This window comes from Bacillus sp. F19, assembly GCA_023823795.1.
GTDB lineage: Bacteria > Bacillota > Bacilli > Bacillales > Bacillaceae > Bacillus_P.
The window spans coordinates 1,220,465-1,245,178 of sequence record CP085710.1; the positions used below are offsets into that span (position 1 = coordinate 1,220,465).

A 24,714-nucleotide genomic window follows, 5' to 3' on the forward strand; every position below is an offset into this window, starting at 1 on the left:
ATCTCTATAAAAAAATGTGCCTTTTTTAGAACAGATGTGCTTACTCATACATTAATTTAGAATTAGTTAGAATATGGACAACAATTCAAATATATATTTAGAAAGGAGTGAGTAAATGGGGGGATTATTCTGGCAAACTTAATTGTTGCAAGATCGCTGGATGAAATAAAATTTTGGTCAAGGATTATGAAAGAGCACGCCTTATTTTTAAGTTTAGGGTTTACCTATGAACAGAAACAATTGATTGGTGAAGCACAGCAATTTATCACGATTTTTGAAAGAATAGAGGAAAAGTTGAGCAGGTTCACGGTAAACTCAGATTTAAGTCAAATACAGGCTTTTAATAGTGAGGTTTATCAAGCAGTTGCATCTATATGGCAATATAAGAGAAAAGTGTTAGGTTTAACATTACGTTGCGAAATTCGTTCTAATAATTACCCGTTATTGGTTGATCACATCAGCAGAGAAGCAGCTTACTTTGCTAATCGATTAAAAGACCTCAATGAAGGTAAACTAACCCCAAAACCAGAAGCTATTATTGAAGAAAATGTTTTCTTTCTTAAAATCATGGCAGATCATGCTAAGTTTATCGGGCATCTTTTAGATCCTTCGGAACGAAAATTAGTAGATCAGGCGAGAGAGTTTAGTCATGATTTTGATCAATTGGTTTTTCAAGCAGTTGATTTGGATTCTATGCGGCCACAATCAGAAACTAGACCTATCTTAAGCCATTTCTTAAATCAAAATAGAGTATCAGTAGCCTCGTTAAGGGATTTTAAGAAAACAGCAAGAGAGTTAATAGAAGCATGCCGTATTAAAAGCAATATTCATCCCCTTTTAGCTGATCATACTTTTAGAGAAGCTGAGAGGTTTCTTGAGATCATAGATTTATTTGAAGCGAGTCTAGAATAAGCCTAAAATTATTTTTGAAAAGGTATTTACTTATTCAATTCAAGGAACCGATGATAGAATAATCTATACCTTATTTTAACTAAATTGGTGGCTTAGTGAACTTACAAAAGGACATATTTGGTCCTTTTTTTTGTTTGTTTTTTCAGCAAGGTTATCTCCAAACATCATAAGAGTGTCTGTCGTCTGCATAATCAAACAATGCAGGCACTCCTATATGAACATGAATAATTTATTGCATTTGACATATATAATGGTAACTTAAAAGGAGGTTGAGACAGATAGATAAGATCTTTAAGGCTCTTGCCGATTTAAGTCGCAGACAACTGCTTGACCAGCTGTATAGGAATGACGGGCAAACATTAAGAGAGTTATGTAAACATCTGGATATGTCTCGACAATCTGTTACGAAACACTTGGTAATATTAGAAGAAGCAAATCTTGTTGCTGTGGTTTGGCAAGGGCGTGAGAAGCTTCATTATCTTAATCCCGTACCGATTAGTGGATATATCAACGATGGATACGAAAATATGAAAGCCATCATATAGAAGCATTTCATGAATTGAAAAGTAAACTTGAGGAGGACAAGAAAAGATGACTAAACCAAAATTTGTCTATGTGACTTACATTGCAACAACTCCAGAAAAACTTTGGGAAGCATTAACAAACAGTGATTTTACAGAGAAATACTTTTTCGGAAGCAAAATTGAATCTAATTGGCAAGAAGGCTCAACTATTACCTATTCACGAAATGGACAAGTTTCCGATTACGGAAAAATACTAAAATGTGAGCCTCATCGTTTACTTTCTTTTACATGGACCTATGTAGAAGATAAAGCCTTGCGCGAGCAGCCCTCACAGGTTACTTTTGAATTATTCCCTTTGGATTCAACTGTAAAACTAACTCTTAAACATGAAAATCTTGTGCCTGCTGATATTGTAGAAAAGGAAGATACCTTTGAAGGTTTAAACAATGGTTGGCCTGCTATCCTGAGTAACTTGAAAAGTTTGCTTGAAACCGGAAACACTTTGCCGCCTATTTCAATAGATAATTGAGTTAAGTTTTAATTGAAGTATATTTATATGGTAATGATCATTAATAGAAGAAAAACATTTAAAAAGCTCTAGCAGATATTAGCTAGAGCTTTTCGTTGTGAGCCCGGCATGGATGCAGTTTATAGGGGGCAAGTCCCGAACCGAGAAGGCTTAATGCCTTTTTCTTCTGTTCCCAAGTTGTATTACGGGAGAGTTGTTAACTTGTCTGCCAGATGTTCTCCTTCGTTCCTTGGTTGAAGAACATCTGGATTTGCAAACGCCAAGTAAATTGAAACTCTCGTTCATGCAGCCGCCAGTCATTCTCATGAGTTTAATAAGTTATCTTATATTTATTGAGGTAACAGTAAGATACCATCACCGACTGGACGTTCACCAGTAGCATCAGAAGGCGTGCCTGCCAATTTTTGATTTACTGTCATGGTTGTGGAGCCGCCCCCATCAAGATTTAGGGCGTTTACAGCACCTAAAGATTTTAAAAGCTGTGCACTTTCTTTAAAGTTAGCTCCAACGCTATAACCTGGTTTTCTTCCATCAATGGTTACCAAAAGAATAGTACCATCAGCTTTAATTCCAGCAACGGTTCGAGGATGCCGTCTTTGGCCGAACTGATAAAAGAACTCAGGGTTATCAGGCTGGTGAAATCCTTCTGCAGTTGAAGGGATGTCTATCTTTTCATTTTGCAGGAGTCTTGGGCCGCCATTGATGATTCCAATTCCTTTTCTTGAAGGAATCGAGCCTTCTTCTGTAAACATCTTTTCCTTGATATTCACCTTTTCTCCAGCTTGCAGATGATCATGAATCCACCGTGCATCTTCCGACGTACCCGATAAAACTGTACTTCCTTCAGGAATTTTGCCTCCACGTACATCTTTGATTTCGGTAACGATCCCTTTGCTGTTAATTACAGCTTCAGCACCGTCACCAGAAGGAGTATTCGTTCCAAAGTGTGTAGAGTACTGGATCAATTCGCTTGAATCTGTACAAGTATAATCGTGTTTTGGCTGATTGGTTTCTTTATCACCGACACCGCCGCATCCCCGAATAAGGCCAGGTACCCGATTTAGACCATCTATTTCCCTTTTTTCACCATCAGATGTTTGTATACTGAGTTTTGTATTTATCGTAGATATGGAAGCATGATTTTTCTCGTTCAAAATGAGGCTTGTTCGACCATTTACAGCCTCGCTAATAAGCTTGCCATCTACCATAGAAATACCTGCAAGGTCGCCCTCAGTTCCATCTTTTGGACCCATTACAAAATATCCGCCATTAATACCGCCTATTGCATTCATCCTCTTTGACATACTAGTCAGCTTTTCTTTACTTTGGACTTGGTCATTTGCTATAACAGGCGTTATATGCCCTTTAAACGTTTTTGGGTTTATCTCAAGAACATTAACAACCCATGGTCCTGTGGTCGCATCTCCGTCTTCTCCCGTAAAAACAACCCTTGAATCGCTGTAGCCTCTTGACTTCAATTCATCTTTTAAAATCTTAGCTTGAGACTCTGCTTGGTATGGCCCGATTCTCACTAGATATCCAAGAGGTTCTCGTTCTGGATCGTCTTGTGCTCTTTCATTGACTGTATGAATAAATGAATCATAGCCTTGAGAAGCCAACTTTTCTTTTAGTTTTATTGCTTCATTATTTGAGGTAAGGAAATCTACATTTACCATGAAGGCATCTTCATGATTTGTTTTTCCGTAAACGAGTCTAGAAAATGTTGCTCCTTCCTGTAATTTTTGTGATTCTTTAGTTTCATACTTCATAAATGGTGATCGAGCTTCTGCTTTAACAATTTTCGTTTTTGCATCGTAACCATAGGTAAGAGATGGAGTTATAAGCATACATAATGCTGCTAAAGTTATGTGAGAAAACCTTATAATTCCTTTTTTATGAGGTTGAAATGTTTGTTTCTTCATCATTGCCTCCCTTAGAGTTGTGTCTACTTTACTTTACTAAATTGTTATTAAGCTAGAGTAAAGGGAACATTATGTGTTTATTAACATTTGTTTACATAGTTAGAAATAGAAGGATTATGAATAATAATAAAAAATGTATATCTTTGATACTATTAACAAACAAAAATGCACTAGCATAATTATTTTATAATTTAATACATTATTTTCTCTAAATAAAAGGTAAGTGAAACTAGAAAAAACAACCGATTTTTCTCCGCAGCGCAGGAAAAATCGGTTATTTTCATCCTGGAATTCTCATAGCGTTTGTTTTCCGCGAATTTACAACGTTAAGGATATTTCAGCAATAAATATCACAATTTTCTCAGTGTCATAAATGAGAAATTGGGATTTATTTATTCAAAAATTGCGCCAAATTGTGGAGTAGATATCATTGTTTAACACTTTCTTTTCAGAAATTTATTTGTCTTATAACTTTATTGAAACTAAGGACCACATTCTAGTGTATCAGTCAAAGTAAAATTTATTTTATCTTATAGATCATTTAGGTTACGGATACCCCTGATTACTAGGAGTATAAGGTAAACCATTTACTAAATATGCCTCATTCAACTGAGAACCTCCACAGTAAATCCGCCTGGAGCTTTAACATAGAATGTCCAGCGATGAGCCATTTTGGGCGGTTTCACATCAAATCCATCATCCTTTAATCGTTGATTAATCTCGTTCACTCTTTCTTTACTCTCTTGTAAGAAGCCAATATGAAAGGACTTAGGGTAGTTTACCTTGGTATCTTTCATCAAGGCGAGCAACAATCCGTTTTCGTCAGTCATTACAGTAAATGAATCGCCATGTATGCTCTTGGTTTGCAACTCGAAATATTTCGCCAAGAACTCTCGGGCAGCGTTAACGTCAGTGACCGTAAGATTGATATGATTTAGTTTCATAGGTTACACTTCCTCTACTTAGGAATAACTTTCTAAACCGTTCGACCACACTTGATGTAGACCTTCTTGTTTCTTCCTCTCTATTGTAACGACTAATATAAGTTCAGAAATCGATAAAATGATTGAAGTTCCCTACAACTTTAGATCGAGGTTAAGACCACGTTTATTTATCAAATTGTTCGTTAAAAACGTAATTTACTTTTGACGCTGACCTTATACCCAAAACGGCCACTTATCCCATTGCAGGAAACGTACCCAATAAAAGAAACGCCTTCTTACTTAAGAAGTGCGCCCGTTTGTTGAACAAGGTTTCAATTAATATCCCCTAAATAAACTGTTCAAGAGCGAATAATAGAAGGATTGAATGGCTTAAAAAAAATTTATGGCATCGAAATTGAATACCAATGGAATGACTATACACCTGGGGCGAAAGTTTCAATAGAAGCCGAGTCAATTGCAAAAGAAGCGATCCGTTGTGTTGTAGGAGATGCAAACACAGCACCACCCGTCGTAACTTCAGGAAGTGCTGATTTTCATTTTTATACTATCAAGCATCCGAACGTGAAAGCGACGATGATAGGTATAGGCGCAGGCTTAGTACCAGGCTTGCATCATCCAGATATGACGTTAAGCAAATCGGCGCTCGATGTTGGTGCACGGATTTTAGCAGAATCACTTAAAAGAGCCTGAAAAATAAATCGGGTTTAAAAAATAAATGGAAAAATCAAATTGACGAATGACGAGAGAGCGTTTATTATTACCCTAATAGCGTCTATTTTGCGACAATTATAAATTTTTAAAAAATAATAGCGTCTATTTTTTGACAATTAATAATTGTCAAAAATAATAAGTCGTTTATTGGGGGGAGTAAGTATGAAAAAAGAGATGTCTTTTAGGGTGGCAATCATTCCACTCGTGGTGATGATTGCTGTAATGAGCATTACAATTATTTTTCTTGAGCAGGGACCGCATATTCCACTGATAGTTGGGACGACTGTTGCTGCCATTGTTGCGTGGCGCTCGGGTTATAAATGGAAAGAGATTGAAGAGGCAATGTACAAGGGAATTCGCCTTGCATTACCAGCTATTATTATCATCATTCTTGTCGGCTTAACCATTGGTGCTTGGATTGGCGGGGGAATTGTAGCGACTATGATTTATTATGGTTTAAAAATTATTACACCTTCATTATTTTTAGTTTCAATCACAGTTATTTGCTCCGTTGTTTCTTTAGCAATTGGGAGTTCGTGGTCAACAATGGGAACAATAGGGGTTGCTGGTATAGGTATTGGGGTAAGCATGGGCATTCCAGCACCGATGGTTGCAGGTGCTATTATTTCCGGTTCTTATTTTGGAGATAAAATGTCACCGCTTTCAGACACGACAAACTTAGCAGCAGGCTTAACAAATACTGATTTGTTTGTCCATATTCGTCATATGCTATATACGACGATTCCAGGGTTAGTTATAACGTTAACAGTGTATGCAGTTTTAGGGAAGAATTTTGGCAATAGCGGAGTTGACACTGCTGGTATTCAACAAACCATTGGTGTTCTGCACGATAGCTTTTTAATTTCCCCTTTTCTATTAATTATTCCGCTGCTTGTAATGGTGTTAGTAGCCAAAAAGGTGCCTGCCATTCCGGCTCTTATTGTTGGAATTATACTTGGATTTTTATCTCAAATCTTTATTCAAGGCGGTTCTGTTTCTGATGCGATTGCTGCTTTACAAAGTGGGTTTGTGATCGATACGGGAAACAAGATGGTTGATGATTTGTTCAACCGCGGCGGTTTAGATTCCATGATGTATACAGTTTCGATGACCATTGTAGCAATGACATTTGGAGGTGTTTTGGAACACACAGGAATGCTTCAGGCGATTGTGAACCAAATTTTAAAGATTGCTAGAACTGCAAAAGGCGTTGTTGTTTCAACAGTTCTCTCTTGTTTTGCAACAAATGCTACTTGCTCTGAACAATACATTTCAATCGTCATTCCTTCTAGGATGTATGCAAATGCATACACAGAAAAGGGTCTTCATTCGAAAAATCTGTCACGTGCTCTTGAGGATGGAGGAACGTTAACGTCTGTCTTTTTTCCATGGAATACATGCGGAGTTTTTATATTGGGAACGCTTGGTGTTCATACATTTGAGTATGCACCTTATGCTGTGCTTAATTTCATCGTTCCAATTATTTCAATAATATATGCATTAACAGGATTGACGATTGTGAGGTTAACAGAATCAGAAATGTTGGCGCTGAAGAAAGAACAAGAGGGTACATTGAATGTTTAAAGGGAAAATGGTAAGCTCGCCAAAGTGAACTTACCTGTAAATTGGGATATTAAGCTCATAAATAGCACGCGGACGACCTTGTTGGTACGTCATTTCTTCACCAATAACAGTAACATATCCATGGTCGACTAATTTTTTTAAGATACGTTCTGTTGTGCGTCGCGTAACTTGCATGTAATTTGAAAGATCCGCTGTTGTAAATTGAAGGGATTGACGAGATCTGCTAAATTGGATTATTTTTGACAAGTTAGCAGGGCTAAGCTTAGTTTCTTTCGCTATTTGTAAAAGTTCTGGATGGTCATTCTTTAGATTTTGTACTTTGTTTTCTTTTGGAAATGGGCCAAGCAGTTCTTTTTCTTCCGTTAAAATGTAACCACAGCTTTCGTTTTCATGATTTAAAGCGAAACTTCGTGCAATTTTTGCATTTTGTTTGGCTTCTGTTGCAGTGGCTCCGTATCCAAAACCAACTGCAATAAAATCTTGCCAAGTTAATAGAAAATCCCGAAACGCGCTGGTTTTCATAAGCGCTTCAATATCGCCGCGCGTACTATAAAGGATGAATGAGTATTCATCTACTTGTTGAAAAGAACCATGCAAGCCACGGGCGAAATCGTCCAGATGTTTGATTTGAAGATTATGTGGCGTCAAGCTCGAAACAAAACTGGCCGCTACTTTGGCAGAAAGACTTTTAGCTAGCTCAGCTTGTGCTTTTGCATCCTGCAAACCACGAATCAACGATTTTGTGGGATCAAGCATCCGCTGCGACGGGAGGCCAAGCGCTTGAAGCTGATCGTACACTGCATGGACACTCGTTAAAGCAAAGTCGATGACACCTAATTTAAAGCGGGAATAGTGAAAATCGACGATCTCAGGTATATCAATCTTGTTTGGTAACATGGCTGCATAGTCCATTACATGAGGAGAACGATTGATGCCTATGTCCATTAACACGTTTGACACAAAGGAAGAATCGATTAAATCGATTGAAATTCGATCAATTGGAATATCCTTGTGGTGTAAAAGTGAAAGTAAAGAAGTCGCTATGGTCATTTCGTCTTGCTCTAAAAAAACAGATGGAATTGGCAATTGTTCTCGCATTTCTTTAGAAGCATAGAAAGGTAATGCGCCTGAGAAAAAGACGGCATCACATGGTTTTAGATGTCTAATAAGTTCCGCTGCTTCTTGTGGCTGTAAATATACATATGGATCAATTTGAATGCCATCAATTCGAGGTGCAACAGACAATATAGTATTAATAAAATCTGCTGAACCTATGACTGCAATTTTTGTCGTCATTGTTCAAACTCCCTATAGTTATTCTAAAAGTTTATTTATTTTGCGTCTATTTAACGTCAACTATATCAAATAACAAAAACGATTGTAAACGGAAAGGAATCCACTATTATGAAAATTACAGCGATTCACCTTTATGCCATTCGTTTGCCACTTCATGTTCCATTCGTCGTGAGTTACCACACATATCGTGATATGCCCTCTATTATTGTGAAACTTGAAACAGATGAGGGGATTACAGGTTACGGGGAAGGGGTCGCTGACGAACATGTGACTGGTGACACGTGGGAAAGTACGTTTCACATTTTGAAAAGCACATTAGCTCCAGTAATATTGGGCACAGATCCAATGAATATGGAGAAATTACATGACAATATGAATGGAGCAATTTACGGTGCACCAACTGCAAAAGCGGCAATTGATATTGCTTGCTTTGATATTATGGGTAAAAAGCTTGGACAGCCTGTCTATCAATTGATTGGAGGACGCTATCATGATGAATTCCCGATTACACATGTACTAAGTATTGCAGAGCCAGAACAGATGGCTGAAGAAGCCTCTTCCATGGTCAATAAAGGATATGATTCATTTAAAATGAAAGTCGGGACTGATGCCAAGAAAGATGTCAAGAGAATTCAGGCTGTACGTGAACGGGTAGGAAAAGATGTTGCTATTCGTGTGGACGTCAATCAAGGCTGGAAAAACAGTGCAACGACATTAGCGGCAATGCGCTCATTGCGGAACTTGGACCTTGACTGGCTAGAACAGCCTGTTCTAGCTGATGATATCGATGGGATGGCCTTCATTAAATCAAAGACAGATGTCCCGCTTATGATTGACGAGGGGCTTAAAGGGCCCAGAGAAATGCGAGAAATTATTCAGAAACGTGCGGCTGATAAAGTAAATATTAAATTGATGAAATGCGGTGGAATATATCCCACTGTGAAGCTGGCCCATCAAGCAGAGTTGGCTGGAATTGAATGTCAGATTGGCTCTATGGTCGAATCCTCTGTCGCTTCTTCTGCAGGATTTCATGTTGCTTTTTCGAAAAAAATCATTACAAGTGTTGAACTAACAGGCCCCTTGAAGTTTTCAAAGGATGTTGGTAATCTTCACTATGATGTACCCTTTATTCGACTGACTGAAAAGCCTGGATTAGGTGTAGATGTAAATGAAGATATAGTTAGCGAATTAACGGTTTTTCAAGATGTTGTTCGCTACGATGAGGAAAATCTATGAAAATTCTTTATGAAGGAACCTTGAATCATTGCAAGCAACAATACAAAGTTCTGCCGTTAACTATAGATCATGTAAAACCAATATTAACCTTACAGGAAATTGTGATTGAATCGTTGGAAAACAAGGATATTCTGCAACCTCTTTCCTTAGAGGAATATCAGTATATTTTAGAAGGAAACGGCCTGATGATCGGGGCGTTCGTTGAGAAACAGCTCATTGCATTTCGTGCGCTCCTGGTACCTCCGATTGATCAAGATCATTTAGGCTGGGACTTAGGTTTAGCAGAAGAGGATTTAGCAAGTGTCATCTATCAGGAAATATCGAATGTTCATCCAGCTTACCGTGGGAATCGTCTACAGCAAACATTGGCCACTCTCGTCATGCAAGAATTAGGAAAGCTTAACAAGACTTATGAATATATTTGTTGTACAGTTGCACCATTTAATATTCCAAGTTTAAAAGATAAATTCAACCAGGGAATGGAAATTGCTGCTATGAAAGAAAAATATGGCGGCCAATTACGCTATATTTTTGTTAAGAAATTAGAGGATGATAGAAATAGAGATTGGACAGAAATCGTTACACTTCAAATGGGCGACACGGGTGGTCAGCAAGCCCTTCTCACAGAAGGCTGGCGTGGAATCCAAATGAGAAATCATGATGGAGAGTATTGGGTGGATTATGCTGACAGCTCCCGTATCTGAAACAGATGGATGAATGATATTTCGCAAACGTCCTTTACAAGCTTTGATTGAAAGATGCAGAGTCAAGACTTGGGCGAGAGACTTTTTTAGAAGTTCAGATCATTCACTCAGAGATGATACTGTAAGGTGTTTCAATGATTCGTTATGTTTCTTGACAAAATGATCAAAATATACAAAAAACACCTTATCCTTTGGTATAGTGTGAATGTCTAGAAAACACTTCCAAATAGAAGAGGTGCTTCCATTATGATAGAGGATAATAACCAAAACAATCAACTACCAAAAGAATTAATCTTGTCTTTCGTGATCTAGAGAGGAGAATGCCAATGAGTTGTCCATATAAATGGCACTCTAGGCGTTCTCTTTTCATATTTTTACATTCATCAATTTCGAAGAATAACTTCCACGTTTTAAACAAAATCTCAATCTGCCAACGAAGTGAATACAATGAATGCACGCAGTTCGTTGTTACTTCTTCTGGCGACGTGTTTGTGATATAGACGTTCATGCCCATCAAGCTACTTTTCTCCTTCATGACAATGCCTTTCTTCTTTTCACGTATCACTTGGTTTTTCAGGCGTGTTTGCGTTTGATCATCAGTTAAACGATGGATAATGACACGTGCCGGAAGCTTGACTAAAGCAAAACGTAGATATTAGTAATAAGGTTTATTAAAGATTTCAAGATTTTATAAGCAGTTTTCCAAAGTTATAAAAAGAAAGTACTAATGTAAAATGAAACAACTACTGCTGTTAATGTCAGTAGTTGTTCTTTTTTTTGATGTATATCATATACAAAATGGAAATAGATCAAAACATCACTTCATCCTGATTTCTTACAACCAGCAACGTTTTCCCTTTATCCAATTCTTCTTCAAGCTTTTCAGCCATTTCTTTTTCAAAGCCGATTTCTTCCATTTTCACTCGCAATTTATCGCCTTTGCTTCGGAACACATTTTTTAAGGCAGTTCCGACTCCGGTTACGCCTACCCCGATTTTGTTGGCATCTGTTTCTTTGCGGTCACGCCTTACATGGTCGTTGTCATGTGAAAGAATATAAATATCATCATCTCTGATTCCATCATGTCTTAGTGTATCAATGGATTTGCTTAATTGCTCGTCATCCGTGAAATACTTTGAATTTCGGTTTCATTTAGATCGCCTCCATAGGTTAGAGATTCCCGCTCTATTAAATGGATAAACAAGAGAATATTTATTTGATTCAGCCGAGAGCAGCTGGCCTTTTCTTTTTTCAGCAAGATACTCGTGAAAAATGAGGCGAATTTGATATAATAGATTGAATGCAGTAAATAACTAGTTTTAATCATGCAGCGAACTTTTTTAGGCATCGAAACTGCCTTTTATATGAATGGAAAGAGAGTGAAAGAATATGGGTCGCAAGTGGAACAATATTAAAGAGAAAAAAGCGTCAAAAGATGCTAACACAAGCCGGATTTATGCAAAGTTCGGACGTGAGATTTATGTGGCAGCAAAGCAGGGTGAGCCTGATCCGGAATCAAATCAGGCGTTAAGAGTGGTGCTTGAGCGTGCAAAAACTTACAGTGTTCCAAAAGCGATCATCGACCGTGCGATTGAAAAAGCAAAAGGCGGTTCAGAAGAAAGCTATGATGAACTTCGATATGAAGGATTTGGACCGAATGGATCAATGGTTATCGTGGATGCCTTGACTAACAACGTTAACCGTACAGCATCGGATGTCCGTGCGGCATTTGGCAAAAACGGCGGCAACATGGGAGTTAACGGATCTGTTGCCTATATGTTTGATGCAACAGCTGTTATCGGCATTGAAGGCAAAACAGCAGATGATGTGCTTGAGTTGTTAATGGAAGCGGATCTTGATGTGCGGGATATTTTGGAAGAAGAGGATGCAGTGATTGTTTATGCAGAACCTGATCAGTTCCATGCTGTTCAAAAAGCATTTAAGGATGCCGGCATTACAGAATTTTCAGTTGCAGAACTGACAATGCTTGCGCAAAATGACCTTGAGCTTCCTGAAGATGCACAGGCACAATTTGAAAAAATGATTGATGCCCTTGAAGATTTAGAAGATGTTCAGCAGGTTTATCATAATGTAGATTTAGGGTAGAAAGAAGAAAAATACAGAAGAAAACGGGTACTAAAGTGCACAGCATTTTAGTACCCGTTTTTTGTTATTTTAACGTTTGTTATTAAAAAACCAATAGTTTTGAAGAATTGCTGCAAAGGGAATCGGACTATCCCTGTTTTTAGGTTAACAATTGCCCACTATGATCCTTTACCTGCTTTTTAATCCCGACTGGCCACACTCATTCCGCATATTTACGCAAAGTAGTGCAAATAATAATTGAATATTCTCCGTTTTTTAAAATGAAGCCGGAAGCTTATACAGTTTTGATGAAAATCAGGAGAAAATCCATCTTAAATATTGTTTAAGACTATTCACCTGCCCAAAATAGTCATTATGTAAAACTGTGAGATGGTTAAGAGCGAAATGATTCATGACGAGCTAAATATGACTATAAAAGGCATTTTCCATGCAATTAAAGACATTGAGTGCTACGAGAGTTAATTGTTTATTCAAATAGATAAAAAAAGCAATTTAAAAATATTAGTTGATATATTTATTCTTAAAAAGAATACGGGTTTTTATGAAACTGTCAAAGGAATGTACGACGCAGAATATGAAATAAAGATTTTGGGAGTTTGCAATGAGCAACATTTTTCTTAAACAGTCTGCTTTATCGCTATCTAATGTTTTAAATATAATAAGAGTGTATTATTCTTTAAGGGATAATAACCGTTTTTTAATGTCTTCTGGGTTGATAGTTGTTTGGGCTACTCCACTGTCTATTGCCGCCTGTGCTACAGCTGCTGCAACGTGAGCCGCAACTCTGCGATCAAATGGATCTGGAATTACATAGTCTGAATGAAGCTCTTGATCTGGAATGAGTTCGGCAATAGCGTAAACTGCTGCTAACTTCATTTTTTCATTGATTTCTGTTGCGTTTACGTCCAGCGCACCGCGGAAAATACCAGGGAAGGCAAGAACATTGTTGACCTGGTTCGGAAAGTCGGACCGACCTGTACCGACTACTTTAGCACCCAAATCTTTTGCTTCTTGAGGCATAATTTCAGGGATTGGATTTGCGAGAGCAAAAATGATTGGATCATGATTCATGGACTGAATCATTTCTTCATTGATAGCACCGGCAGCCGATACACCTACAAAGACATCGGATCCAGCCATCGCATCTTTTAATGTTCCTTGTTTCTGCTCTCTATTCGTAATAAGTGCCATTTCTTCTTTAAAAGGATTCATGCCGACAGGGCGACCTTTATAGATAATTCCTTTTGTGTCACATAAAATCACATCTGTTACACCCATTTGCAGTAAAAGCTTCACAATCGCTACACCGGCAGCGCCTGCTCCATTAACAACAACACAAATTTCTTCCAACTTCTTATCTACAAGCTTAAGGGCGTTAATCAACCCAGCTACTGTTACAATGGCAGTTCCATGCTGGTCATCATGGAAAATAGGGATGTTGCAAGCCTTTCCTAATTGTTCTTCAATCTCAAAGCATTGCGGTGCTGCAATATCCTCCAAGTTGACGCCTCCAAAGGTAGGCTCTAACAATTTAACCAATTCCACAACTTTATTAGGATCAGTCGTATTGATGCAAAGAGGGAAGGCATCAACATCGGCAAATGATTTAAAGAGAAGGGCTTTTCCTTCCATTACGGGCATTGCAGCACGCGGCCCGATGTTTCCTAACCCAAGCACAGCCGTACCGTTTGAAACGACCGCCACAAGATTGCCTTTCATGGTATAGTCATATACTTTTGATTCATCATGATGTATCTCCATGCACGGTTCTGCAACGCCAGGGGAGTAAGCAAGACTTAAATCATAGGCATCACGCACCGGAACTTTCGAGTGAACACCAAGCTTTCCTTTATTTTTTATATGCATCTGTAACGCTTTTTCACGTAGACTGTTCATCTTTTTGTTTCTCCTCTCGCATAATGGTTAAGGGGGGAAGGCTGAAAGGGTACTTCTTCAGCCTTCCCCCCTTAATTTTGTATGAGCATGATTGTTTTTTATCCCGTTTAGGCTTTTCTGTTCTTACATCTTGTATAAGCTCATAAAGGTTCTCATAAAAGCGCTTGACAAGAACCCGCAGAGAGATTGGCATCCGCTAATACGAAATCATTGACATAGATGTTTTTAATCCATGTCCAATGATTTATGTGGATTTAAACAGCAGGTTACTCTCTTTCAAAAAGGGCAGCACCTGCAATCCCAGGGTTTGTCATCTCGTAAGGGTTTAAAATGAGATCAAGCTCTTCTGCTGTTAATACATCATATTGCAGGCACAGCTCGCGTACAGATTTTCCTTTTAATATGGCTTCTCGTGCGATGCGTGCAGCCACTTCGTATCCAATATGCGGATTTACAGCTGTAATAATTCCTGCGCTTTTTTCTACATATTCTTTTAACCGGTCTTCGTTTGCTTCAATGCCTGCAAGGCAGTAGTCGGTGAATGAACGAAATGCATTGTTCATTATACTGATTGATTGAAGCAAGTTGAATACAAGAACAGGTTCCATCACGTTTAATTCAAGCTGACCCGCTTCAGATGCCAAACAGATCGTATGGTCGTTGCCAATTACCTGGAATGCCACTTGGTTAATCATTTCCGGCATAACCGGATTTACTTTTCCCGGCATAATCGATGAGCCTGGCTGACGAGCCGGCAAGGTTATCTCCCCAAATCCCGCACGAGGGCCTGATGCCATTAAACGCAGGTCGTTGGCGATTTTCGACATGTTCATCATACATACTTTTAGGGCGGCAGAGACTTCTGTGTAGGCATCCGTATTTTGTGTTGCATCAACAAGATGCTCTGCACCTATGAGAGGAAGGCCGCTAATGTCTGCTAAATGCTTGACCACATTTTTGATATAGCGAGGGTCTGCATTTAAGCCTGTGCCAACGGCTGTCGCCCCCATATTTACTTCATACAGATGCTGGCGTGATTGTTGAATGCGTTTAATATCACGCTCCAATACACGACTGTAAGCTTCAAACTCCTGGCCAAGACGGATCGGTACCGCGTCTTGGAGGTGTGTACGCCCCATTTTAATGATAGGATCGAATTGCTTCGCTTTTTTCTTAAACACTTCCAGCATGTATTGCATTGTGTCTAGCAATTTTCCAACTAAATTAAGTGTTGCAATATGAATCGCGGTTGGAAACACATCATTCGTTGATTGTGACATGTTGACATGACTGTTTGGACTTAACTCAACATATGCGCCTTTTTCTTTGCCGAGCAGCTCAAGAGCACGGTTCGCAATGACTTCGTTTGCGTTCATATTCATGGATGTACCAGCGCCGCCCTGGATTGGATCGACGATAAATTGATCATGCCATTTCCCTTCAATGATTTCATCTGCCGCTTGAACAATTGCATGGCCAAGTCCCTCGTATAAACGTTTCACATCCATATTGGCAAGCGCCGCCGCTTTTTTGACGATGGCCAATGCTCTAATTAATTCCTCGTGAATGCGATAGCCTGTAATCGGAAAGTTTTCCACAGCCCTTAATGTTTGCACACCGTAATAGGCATTAATAGGCAATTCTCTTTCACCCAAAAAATCTTTTTCTTTTCGTACATGTTCGTTTTTCAATTTGAATTCCCCCATCTATATCTTGCTCACTTATAATGTTAAGAAAGATTATGCTGCATTTGTTTGATTACTGGCTTCAAGTGATTTGATATAATCTTGCGCTTTTTGTTCATTGAATTGACCTTCCCATTTAGACATTACAATTGCCGCAAGAGAGTTTCCTATAACATTGACCACTGTTCGTGCCATATCTAATACACGATCCACACCTGCGATAAAAGCTAATCCTTCCATCGGCAGTCCCATTGCGCCGAGCGTAGCCAAGAGCACGACAAATGAGGCACCAGGTACGCCGGCCATTCCCTTTGAAGTTACCATCAGAACTAACACAAGGGTCAGCTGTTCTGGAATAGACATGTCAATTCCATACATTTGTGCGATAAATAAAGCTCCAATCGCTTGATAAATCGTCGAGCCGTCCAGATTAAAAGAATACCCTGTCGGAATGACAAAAGACGTTATAGCTTTCGGACAACCGAAGCGCTCCATTTTTTCCATTAGTTTTGGCAGCACCGCCTCTGAACTTGCGGTAGAAAAAGCGAGTACTATTTCATCTTTCAAGATTTTCATGATCGTAAAGATATGGGTGCCGCACCATCTTGCAACCAATCCTAGTACAATCAATACGAAGAAGATCATGGCACCGTATACCACTAATACAAGCTTGCCAAGCGGAATAAGGGACGCAAGTCCAAATTTTGAAACCGTGACGCCGATTAAGGCAAATACCCCAAACGGTGCAAACTTCATTACTTGATTTGTCACCCAAAACATGGAGTCGGCAACACCCTCAAAGAATGTCAAAACGGGCTTCCCTCTTTCACCGAGTGATGCTACCCCAAGACCAAACAAAATTGAAAAGAAAATAATCGGAAGCATATCGCCCTTCATTAAGGACTCAAATATGTTCGAAGGTACGATGTTAACGAAAGTATCGGCAATTCCATGATTATTTTGTTCGTTGGCTGAATCGACATATTGATCGATGCTGGTCGTACCTAACTCATCCATTTGAATGCCTGCACCAGGCTGTGCAATGTTTGCAGCCAGCAACCCGACGATAATCGCAATGGTTGTGATGACTTCAAAGTATAGAATCGTTTTGCCGCCAAGTTTTCCAAGCTTTTTTATATCACCCACGCCGGCAACACCGACAATCAATGTTGCGACGACAATCGGCACGACAATCATTTTAATTAAGCGAATAAAAATATCTCCAATCGGCTGGAGGAATCCTTCAATATTTGGATTTCCATAAAAGGCAGCTCCAACCGCGATTCCTAAAATGAGACCAATTACAATCTGCCAAGCTAAGCCAAGTTTTCGTTTTTTCATCCAATCCACCCCTTCAAGTCTATCACTAATATTAGTGTAAGCGGTTACCTACAATAACCTACTGAATCATACGAAAACCAACAAATACTAATAAAAAATAAAAAATTTCTCATAACTGTTTCAACTTTCCAAAGGTTTGAGTACAATGAGTAATGTTTGTACATTGTTTTGTATGGAGGTGTCCGAATCTGAAGGAACGAATTATAGCAGTTTTATTGATGATGATTGCCGTACCGTTCGCCGGAGAGTTTAAATTCTATCCGTTCAATGATGCATTCCGCGTCAGCCTCGGGACACCGGCATTTTTCTTATTTTTGTTATGGAACAGGGGTATTCACCCGTATATTGCAGGGATTTTGACTGGGACAAGTGTGTTTGTGTTTCGGTTTTTGCTTTCGGTCATCATCAGTGACATACCGGTTGAAGAGGCAATCTACCGTCATCTTCCGGTATTCCTTTATTACGTCATGTACGCTTTCATCTTTCATATTACAAAGCTGAATGAGCAGCATAACAAGCCGTTTATGATTGGATTACTAGGCGTGGTCATTGAATTTTGTGCAGGCTTGTCGGAAATGGCGATTCGATCCTCGTTAGCGGATCAGACCATTTCATTTCACTCAATCGAACAAATTATCTTTATCGCGTTTATTCGAAGTTTTTTTGTACTTGGTTTTTTTAACATTATTAAACTGAGAGAAGCAAAATTGGCAGAGGAAGAGCAACGCAGACAAAAAGAGCAAATGCTGCTGTTCATTTCGAATTTGTATGAGGAATCTGTTCAGCTTAAGAAAACGATGCAAAATGCAGAAGAAATCACCCATAAATGTTATGATTTTTATCGTAGGTTGAAATCGGGAGATTCTCATGGCAATGAGGCCCAAACAGCACTGCAAATTGCAGGTCTCGTGCATGAAATGAAAAAAGATAATCAGCGAATTTATGCTGGACTATCAAAGTTGATGGACTCTGAAAAGCTAGAGGACTACTTGAGCATTGAGCAGCTGAGTAACATTATGTTTGTTTCAAATAGAAGGTATGCGGAGTTATTGAATAAACACGTTTCGTTTTCTCTGCATGTGGAAGGGGAACATCCGCCATATCAAGTATACATGGTGTTATCATTGATAAATAACTTGATGGGAAATGCGTTGGAAGCCATTGAACAAGAGGGACATGTATCGTTGTATGTCATTCGAAGAGACCGGATGGTAGAATTTCAGGTCTGTGATAATGGACCAGGCATTGAGCAAAAGCTGAAAGAAGTCATTTTTAAAGAAGGGTTTACAACGAAATATGATTCTTCCGGCAATCCTTCTACAGGCATTGGCCTTTCGTATGTGAAACAAACCGTTGACAAGCTAGGCGGACATATTAAGCTAATAGATAGTCATAAAGAAACCATATTTGTCATCGGGCTTCCGATTGATGCGATGATACAGAAAGGACAGGTCATATGAATTACTTCATTATAGACGATGATCCAGCTATTAGAGCGATGCTGACAGACATGATTGAGGATGAAGATTTAGGCAAAGTGGTGGGTGAAGCAGAAGACGGATCATTGGTGGACAATGGAAAGCTTGCGCTCAAAAAAGTGGACGTGGTGCTCATGGATTTACTGATGCCAAAGAGGGATGGAATTGAAACAATTCGTGTTCTTGCTTCTGAATTCCAGGGGAAATTCGTGATGATTTCTCAAATGGAGGCAAAGGAGCTCATAGGGGAAGCATATAGTTTAGGAGCAGAATACTACATTACAAAGCCGTTAAACCGCCTTGAAATAGCAGGAGTGTTAAAAAAGGTAAACGAGCGGGTGATTCTGGAAAAATCAATTCGAGGCATTCAAGAATCGTTAACATTATTTACAGGTCTTCAGTCTCCGCCATCCAGCTCTTCTCATACAAAAAATATAATCGAAGCAGGCCGTTCATTGATTTCGGATTTAGGGATGATCGGAGAAAGCGGAAGTGAAGACTTGATGAAAATTTTAGAATTCCTGCAGGATGATAAACAAAAGTTCGGATCCTCCATCTTTCCGCCTCTAAAAGAAATATTTTATGGAAATGCCCAAAAAAAGCTTGGAAAACAGGCTGCCGAGGCGGAAATACAAAAAGAAATGAAAGCCTCCGAACAACGGGTTCGCAGAGCTATTTACCAGGCGCTCAACTATATTGCCTCATTAGGGTTAACAGATTACACGAATCCAAAATTCGAAGGGTATTCATCCACATTTTTCGATTTCTCGGAAGTCCGAAAGAAAATGCTGGAGCTTGAAGACAAAAGTGAACGAAGCACCAATCAAAGCCGAATCAATATGAAAAAATTCATTCAATCGCTCTATATAGAAGCACAGCAGTTGGTGGATTAGCAAATAAATTTGTTTCTTGCAAATTGCAGGGATTATAAAAAGTGCTGCAGTCATGTTGTATGAAGCTCGGTAAGTAAATCTAAATGAGAACATTTTTGAGGTTGAAGGCTGGTAAAGAAATTGATAGAATGGAAGAAATGAAAAGACTGTGTGTGACTGGCGAAACGCGGATAACCGCGAGGGAGCACATAGTGTCGTAGCCGTTCGCCTGGGCAAAGGTAAGGGATGTATCCCTTACCTCTTTTTGTTTATTAGAAAAATTATAATAAAAAAAAGGAGAAAAAAAATGAGCCCAATAACTTTAGACCAAGTGAAAAAAATTAAAACATTAAATAATATTGCAGAAGGAGGTTTAAATGTATTTCATATGGATACCTTTACGGTCGATAATGACTGTGAAAATCCTGATGCGATTATTGTTCGCAGCTTCAATATGCATTCAATGGAATTCGGAAATAATGTAAAAGCAATCGCACGGGCCGGGGCAGGTGTCAATAATATTCCTGTCGACAAATGTACAGAGCAAGGAATAGTGGTTTTTAATACTCCTGGTGCTAATGCTAATGCTGTAAAAGAGATTGTTTTAACCTTATTAATGGCTTCATCACGAAACCTTTTTGACGGTGTTTCATGGACAAAGACCTTAGAAGGTGAAGGGAAACAAGTTCCAAAGCTTGTGGAAGCAGGAAAAAAACAATTTGTAGGGAAAGAAATTAAGGGTAAGACTCTTGGTGTAATTGGATTAGGTGCAATTGGTGCATTTGTTGCGAACGATGCGGTTGCTTTAGACATGGATGTGATTGGATTTGACCCGTTTATCTCTGTTGATACAGCATGGAATTTATCGCGTAATGTCAAACGTGCTTTAACCATTGAGGAGTTGTTTGCAAGCGCTGATTATATTACAGTACACACACCATTAACTGAGGATACAAGAAGAATGTTTAACCAAGCAACATTTAGCATTATGAAACCAGGTGTTCATATTTTGAATTTCTCGCGTGGGGAGCTTGTGGATGAAACGGATATGAAGGTTGCACTTGAATGCGGGATAGTGGGTAAATATATTACAGACTTTCCAAATGAAAATGTATTGAAAATGAAAAATACTGTGTCTATACCACATCTTGGTGCCTCAACAAAAGAATCTGAGGAAAATTGTGCGATTATGGCGGGTCGCCAGATAAGGGATTTCCTGCAGACAGGAAACATAAAAAACTCTGTGAATTTTCCAAATGTTTGCCTTCCATATACAGGTAAGCAACGTGTAGCAGCTTTCCATCAAAACGTTCCTGGCATGGTTGGTAAGATTACCTCAGCCATCTCAAGCTATGATTTAAACATCGCAGATATGGTGAACAGAAGTCGTGGGGAATATGCCTATACAATGATTGACATTGATAATAATGTAACGAGCGATATCATTCCCCGTTTGGAGGAAAAAATCTACAAGATTGAAGGCATTGTTACAGCACGTATTATCTAAAGACTGCTTTGCGAAAGACAAGATAAATCTCTTATATGATAGGGGTTCGTGCACTTTTTTCTTTTAAAAAAAGTAAAAACCCTGAATTTAAAGGGCAGATAGAGGGGAAAATTCTAGTTTCCGAATTCTACTTACTCCAATTGCAATAAAGGTTTCGGTAAACATTATCATAAATAGAGGTGTTTTTAATATAATTAATGGTGATACAAGTTTCTGTATCACCTTTTTTGTTTTCTAAGAAAATGTTGTAACAGGTTCAATTAACTAACTGTTAAGGATTCGGATTTTGCTTCATCAATAAACGATACATTTAATGAATTATGGAATAGTAATGATTTGGGATATTGGCAGGGATAATGGGACAAGCCTGTCCCTTACCTCGATTCTTTGTTGAATAAATGAAACGCTATAGTTAATCATTAACAAGTTTATATAGTCTATTTAAGGAACTAGACTCTGCATGGCATAGAAACCCGCCAGTTAAACTGGTACGGAGAACCGTATCATAAGAATCAGCCGCCTTCAATGATTCCCCAAACCTTGTAGTAAGCGAGTTCCGAGTAATCAACCGCCCACTATGATTCCCCCAAAAACCTAAAGTAGGCGTTATCCGTTATATCAATCGGTGGTTTGCTTTTTGCTGATGCTCAATTCTCTGCTTCAAACTTATAGCCTACACTCCATACAGTCTGAATCAGCTTTGCCTCATCCTTTAATTTTAGCCGCAGGGTTTTAATATGAGTATCGACCGTCCTGCCGGTGCCTTTATAATCATCTCCCCAAACAGACTGCAGAAGCTGATCACGGGAAAAAACAGTCCCTTTATTTTTTGCGAGAAGTGACAGCATCTCAAATTCTTTTAGTGTTAAGGAAAGCGGCATACCATGTATGCAGGCACGAAAGGCCATGGAATCCAGAACGAGCGGACCTATAGATAATTCTGTGTTCTGCTTGGTTGAGTAATTGGCTCTTCTTAACACGGATTCAATCCGTGCAAGCAGCTCCCCGGGATGGAAAGGTTTAACAATATAATCATCCCCTCCAAGCTTAAGACCATGAATTTTATCCCATTCTTCTCCTTTGGCAGTTAAAAAGATGAGAGGGATGTTATAAGATTTCTTCAATTCTTCTGCAAAAACAAATCCATCCATAAAAGGCATCATCACATCTACAAGGATAAGATCAGGTTCTTTCTTTGAAATAAATTCAAGGCCTTCCAGACCATTAGAAGCTTCCAATACCGCGTATCCATCTTTATGTAAAAAAGTCTTAATCAATGATCTCATGGCTTCTTCATCATCTATTATCAATATCGTCGGTTCATTCACACAGAGTTCCCCCGCTGTTTTCATCATTTTAAATCAATTCTCTCAAGTCATTTTATAGGAAAAAAAGAAAATAGACAAAAAAAGTGATCCATATGAAAATAGGCACCGTTATTCCTCGGGCATCAGCTCCTATTGATGAAATTTTCCAGACTGCAGAAGGCCAGTATTTAAATCTGATTACGTGCTCGGGCACATTTAACCGTTCAGCTGGAACTCATGAAGAAAGACTCGTCGTGTTTGCTGAGTTGAAAAAAGAAAAGGAGATTAAACAGGAAGCACCTCCTGCCTCACCAGAAAATGTAGAGGTGACCGGGACATTTGTTACATGGCACGCTGTACGGAAGGAAAAAATAATGGGTTACCGAATTTACAAGGAGATAAAATAGGAAGTAAGTTTAAAAAAGCCGGAAGCATTTCATCGCATGAAAGAAAGAGCTTTACTGATGAAAATGCAGCAGATCACATTTATTACGTAACCGCAATTGATGCTTATGGCCAGGAATCAGAGCCTTCTGAACTCGCAGCCGTAAAATAATTTTTTTAGAACCGATCTGACGATACAAATCGGTTTTACTTTTTTAGAAGGGTAACTTCAACTTTTAGAGAATATACTTATTTAGCCATATATTCAGTAAAAAGGGGTTACACCATGACAAAACCAAATGTTACAGAACCAGTCATTATGAAAAAACGAAAGAGAGAGCTTTTTCTTGGAGCTGTCCTGTTCTTGATGCTGCTTAGTGCATGTATCGCTGTTTATCATTATTCAAAGCCGCTTCCCGCAGGGATCTCGCATGAAGGGGACATTCATTCTTCCGGTCAGGTAGAATTTTTATATGATCTTACCTTTGAAAATGGAGATAGCATCAAACATGATCAGGTTATTTTTAATCAGATTGAAACCATGATTGACGAAGCTGACGATTTTATCCTGATGGATATGTTCCTCTTTAACGATGAATATGACCGTTCCGCGAGCTATCCTGCTTTATCAAGGAGTTTAATGGAGGCTTTAATAGAAAAAAAACAGCAGGACAAAGAAGTTGAAATAACTGTTATTACAGACCGCATAAATACCTTTTACGGATCATATCCGTCTGAAATTGCAGAAAAACTGAAGGAACAGGGGATCCAGGTTGTGTTTACGGATTTGAAGCCGCTGAGAGACTCCAATCCTTTTTATTCAGGCGGGTACCGGACGTTTCTTCAATGGTTTGGAACGTCTGGCAGCGGCTGGATTCCAAATGCCTTCAGCCCGGACTCTCCGGATGTCACGCTGAGATCATATCTGGATCTTCTGAACTTTAAAGCCAATCACCGAAAAGTAGTGGTGAACGAGAAAGAGGGACTTGTTACTTCTGCCAATCCGCATGACGGCAGCTCGCTGCATTCCAACATTGCATTTCTCGTCAAAGGTGACATATTGAGGGAACTTGTTCAAACAGAAAAAGCCGTAGCGGACCTTTCAGGGGCAGAGATAGAGATTGCCGAAAGCGCAGCTGTTTTCAAACAGGCAGAATCCGGTGAGTATGATGTTCAGCTTTTGACAGAAGGTAAAATTAAAAAACATCTGCTTGATGAACTAAAAAAGACTCAGAAGCAAGAGAAAATTACGGTAGGAGCGTTTTATTTATCAGACCGCGACATTGTAGGAGAACTGCTTGCAGCATCAAAAAGAGGGGCTGATGTGAAGCTGATCCTGGATGCCAACAAAGATGCATTCGGACGCGAAAAGAATGGTGTCCCAAACAGACCTGTTGCTCATGAACTGGTTATGGAATCTGATCAAAAGATTAAAGTGCGATGGTACAAAACAAATGGGGAGCAGTATCATACAAAACTGGTCTTTTTTGAGAGAGATCAAGAGGCAACAGTGATTGGAGGCTCCGCAAATTTCACAAAGCGGAATCTGGGTGATTTTAACCTTGAAACGGATTTAAAGATAACGGGTCCTGAGGGCACTGGTATGATGGCAGATATCGAAGAGTATTTCCATACGATCTGGACTAACGAGTCAGGTACTTATACAGAAAATTATGAGGTCTTTGCAGATGATTCGTTTGGACTCCGGTTCCTATATCGCTTTCAGGAGTGGAGCGGCATCTCAAGCTTTTAACAAAACGGCAGCCTGTGAGCTGC

General features: G+C 39.1%; 21 protein-coding genes and 1 pseudogene. 13 read left to right on the forward strand and 9 right to left on the reverse strand.

Annotation, left to right across the window (positions count from 1 at the left end):
• Nucleotides 1-129: 129 nt before the first annotated feature.
• From LIT25_06220 to LIT25_06230, 3 genes are all read left to right on the forward strand, one after another.
• The gene (locus LIT25_06220) at nucleotides 130-912 is read left to right on the forward strand and encodes a DUF2935 domain-containing protein (protein USK36179.1); all 783 of its coding nucleotides are present in this window, start codon (nucleotides 130-132) and stop codon (nucleotides 910-912) included.
• A gap of 269 nt (nucleotides 913-1,181) precedes the next feature.
• Nucleotides 1,182-1,457 (forward strand): helix-turn-helix domain-containing protein, encoded by a 276-nt coding sequence (locus LIT25_06225; GenBank protein USK34938.1) that lies wholly within the window; start codon nucleotides 1,182-1,184, stop codon nucleotides 1,455-1,457.
• A gap of 46 nt (nucleotides 1,458-1,503) precedes the next feature.
• Complete coding sequence (locus tag LIT25_06230; protein USK34939.1) at nucleotides 1,504-1,965, forward strand: SRPBCC family protein; 462 nt, start codon at nucleotides 1,504-1,506, stop codon at nucleotides 1,963-1,965.
• Between the two features lie 329 nt (nucleotides 1,966-2,294).
• Here the strand turns inward: LIT25_06230 and LIT25_06235 are convergent, their stop codons facing one another.
• On the reverse strand, nucleotides 2,295-3,887 hold the full coding sequence (locus LIT25_06235; GenBank protein ID USK34940.1) for a phosphodiester glycosidase family protein: 1,593 nt from the start codon (nucleotides 3,885-3,887) through the stop codon (nucleotides 2,295-2,297).
• A gap of 605 nt (nucleotides 3,888-4,492) precedes the next feature.
• The gene (locus tag LIT25_06240; protein ID USK34941.1) at nucleotides 4,493-4,831 is read right to left on the reverse strand and encodes a VOC family protein; all 339 of its coding nucleotides are present in this window, start codon (nucleotides 4,829-4,831) and stop codon (nucleotides 4,493-4,495) included.
• Nucleotides 4,832-5,191: 360 nt separating this feature from the next.
• On the opposite strand from LIT25_06240, the gene LIT25_06245 reads away from it, so the two are divergent.
• Nucleotides 5,192-5,521, forward strand: coding sequence for a M20/M25/M40 family metallo-hydrolase (locus LIT25_06245; protein USK34942.1), 330 nt, complete (start codon nucleotides 5,192-5,194; stop codon nucleotides 5,519-5,521).
• Nucleotides 5,522-5,704: 183 nt separating this feature from the next.
• A complete protein-coding gene (nhaC, locus tag LIT25_06250) occupies nucleotides 5,705-7,126 on the forward strand; it encodes a Na+/H+ antiporter NhaC (GenBank protein ID USK34943.1) in 1,422 nt (473 codons plus the stop codon).
• Between the two features lie 30 nt (nucleotides 7,127-7,156).
• On the opposite strand, the gene LIT25_06255 is transcribed toward nhaC, so the two are convergent.
• Complete coding sequence (locus tag LIT25_06255; GenBank protein USK34944.1) at nucleotides 7,157-8,422, reverse strand: transcriptional regulator; 1,266 nt, start codon at nucleotides 8,420-8,422, stop codon at nucleotides 7,157-7,159.
• 108 nt (nucleotides 8,423-8,530) lie between these two features.
• Here LIT25_06255 and LIT25_06260 point away from each other — a divergent pair, with 108 nt between their 5' ends.
• Together LIT25_06260 and LIT25_06265 are read left to right on the forward strand one after the other, a co-directional pair.
• Nucleotides 8,531-9,658 (forward strand): dipeptide epimerase, encoded by a 1,128-nt coding sequence (locus LIT25_06260; GenBank protein ID USK34945.1) that lies wholly within the window; start codon nucleotides 8,531-8,533, stop codon nucleotides 9,656-9,658.
• Nucleotides 9,655-10,362 carry a GNAT family N-acetyltransferase gene (locus LIT25_06265; GenBank protein ID USK34946.1) on the forward strand — a complete coding sequence of 236 codons (708 nt, stop codon included), beginning with the start codon at nucleotides 9,655-9,657 and terminating at the stop codon, nucleotides 10,360-10,362. The genes LIT25_06260 and LIT25_06265 overlap by 4 nt, the downstream gene beginning before the upstream one ends.
• 313 nt (nucleotides 10,363-10,675) lie before the next feature.
• On the opposite strand, the pseudogene LIT25_06270 reads toward LIT25_06265, so the two are convergent.
• Together LIT25_06270 and LIT25_06275 are read right to left on the reverse strand one after the other, a co-directional pair.
• Nucleotides 10,676-10,996, reverse strand: a pseudogene (locus LIT25_06270) (transposase).
• 175 nt (nucleotides 10,997-11,171) lie between these two features.
• A complete protein-coding gene (locus LIT25_06275; GenBank protein ID USK36180.1) occupies nucleotides 11,172-11,462 on the reverse strand; it encodes a general stress protein in 291 nt (96 codons plus the stop codon).
• Nucleotides 11,463-11,751: 289 nt separating this feature from the next.
• On the opposite strand from LIT25_06275, the gene LIT25_06280 reads away from it, so the two are divergent.
• A complete protein-coding gene (locus LIT25_06280) occupies nucleotides 11,752-12,468 on the forward strand; it encodes a YebC/PmpR family DNA-binding transcriptional regulator (protein USK34947.1) in 717 nt (238 codons plus the stop codon).
• Nucleotides 12,469-13,137: 669 nt separating this feature from the next.
• Here the strand turns inward: LIT25_06280 and LIT25_06285 are convergent.
• From LIT25_06285 to LIT25_06295, 3 genes are all read right to left on the reverse strand, one after another.
• Nucleotides 13,138-14,364, reverse strand: a complete 1,227-nt coding sequence (locus LIT25_06285; GenBank protein USK34948.1) for an NAD-dependent malic enzyme — start codon at nucleotides 14,362-14,364, stop codon at nucleotides 13,138-13,140.
• A gap of 266 nt (nucleotides 14,365-14,630) precedes the next feature.
• Entirely contained in the window at nucleotides 14,631-16,070 is a 1,440-nt protein-coding gene (gene aspA / locus LIT25_06290) for an aspartate ammonia-lyase (GenBank protein ID USK34949.1), read from the reverse strand.
• Nucleotides 16,071-16,103: 33 nt separating this feature from the next.
• Nucleotides 16,104-17,390 (reverse strand): cation:dicarboxylase symporter family transporter, encoded by a 1,287-nt coding sequence (locus tag LIT25_06295; GenBank protein ID USK34950.1) that lies wholly within the window; start codon nucleotides 17,388-17,390, stop codon nucleotides 16,104-16,106.
• A 218-nt stretch (nucleotides 17,391-17,608) separates the two neighbouring features.
• Here LIT25_06295 and LIT25_06300 point away from each other — a divergent pair, with 218 nt between their 5' ends.
• The 3 genes from LIT25_06300 (at nucleotide 17,609) to LIT25_06310 (ending at nucleotide 21,247) form a co-directional block, all read left to right on the forward strand.
• Nucleotides 17,609-18,850 (forward strand): sensor histidine kinase, encoded by a 1,242-nt coding sequence (locus LIT25_06300; protein USK34951.1) that lies wholly within the window; start codon nucleotides 17,609-17,611, stop codon nucleotides 18,848-18,850.
• Nucleotides 18,847-19,761, forward strand: coding sequence for a response regulator (locus tag LIT25_06305; protein ID USK34952.1), 915 nt, complete (start codon nucleotides 18,847-18,849; stop codon nucleotides 19,759-19,761). The genes LIT25_06300 and LIT25_06305 overlap by 4 nt, the downstream gene beginning before the upstream one ends.
• Before the next feature lie 286 nt (nucleotides 19,762-20,047).
• Nucleotides 20,048-21,247: a phosphoglycerate dehydrogenase gene (locus tag LIT25_06310; protein USK34953.1), complete on the forward strand. Its 1,200-nt coding sequence runs from the start codon at nucleotides 20,048-20,050 to the stop codon at nucleotides 21,245-21,247.
• A 647-nt stretch (nucleotides 21,248-21,894) separates the two neighbouring features.
• Here LIT25_06310 and LIT25_06315 read toward each other — a convergent pair.
• Nucleotides 21,895-22,575, reverse strand: coding sequence for a response regulator transcription factor (locus tag LIT25_06315; protein USK34954.1), 681 nt, complete (start codon nucleotides 22,573-22,575; stop codon nucleotides 21,895-21,897).
• Between the two features lie 325 nt (nucleotides 22,576-22,900).
• Between LIT25_06315 and LIT25_06320 the strand changes: the two genes are divergently transcribed.
• Both LIT25_06320 and LIT25_06325 read left to right on the forward strand, forming a co-directional pair.
• On the forward strand, nucleotides 22,901-23,110 hold the full coding sequence (locus tag LIT25_06320) for a hypothetical protein (protein USK34955.1): 210 nt from the start codon (nucleotides 22,901-22,903) through the stop codon (nucleotides 23,108-23,110).
• A 114-nt stretch (nucleotides 23,111-23,224) separates the two neighbouring features.
• Complete coding sequence (locus LIT25_06325) at nucleotides 23,225-24,691, forward strand: phospholipase D family protein (protein USK34956.1); 1,467 nt, start codon at nucleotides 23,225-23,227, stop codon at nucleotides 24,689-24,691.
• The last annotated feature ends 23 nt before the right edge of the window (nucleotides 24,692-24,714 follow it).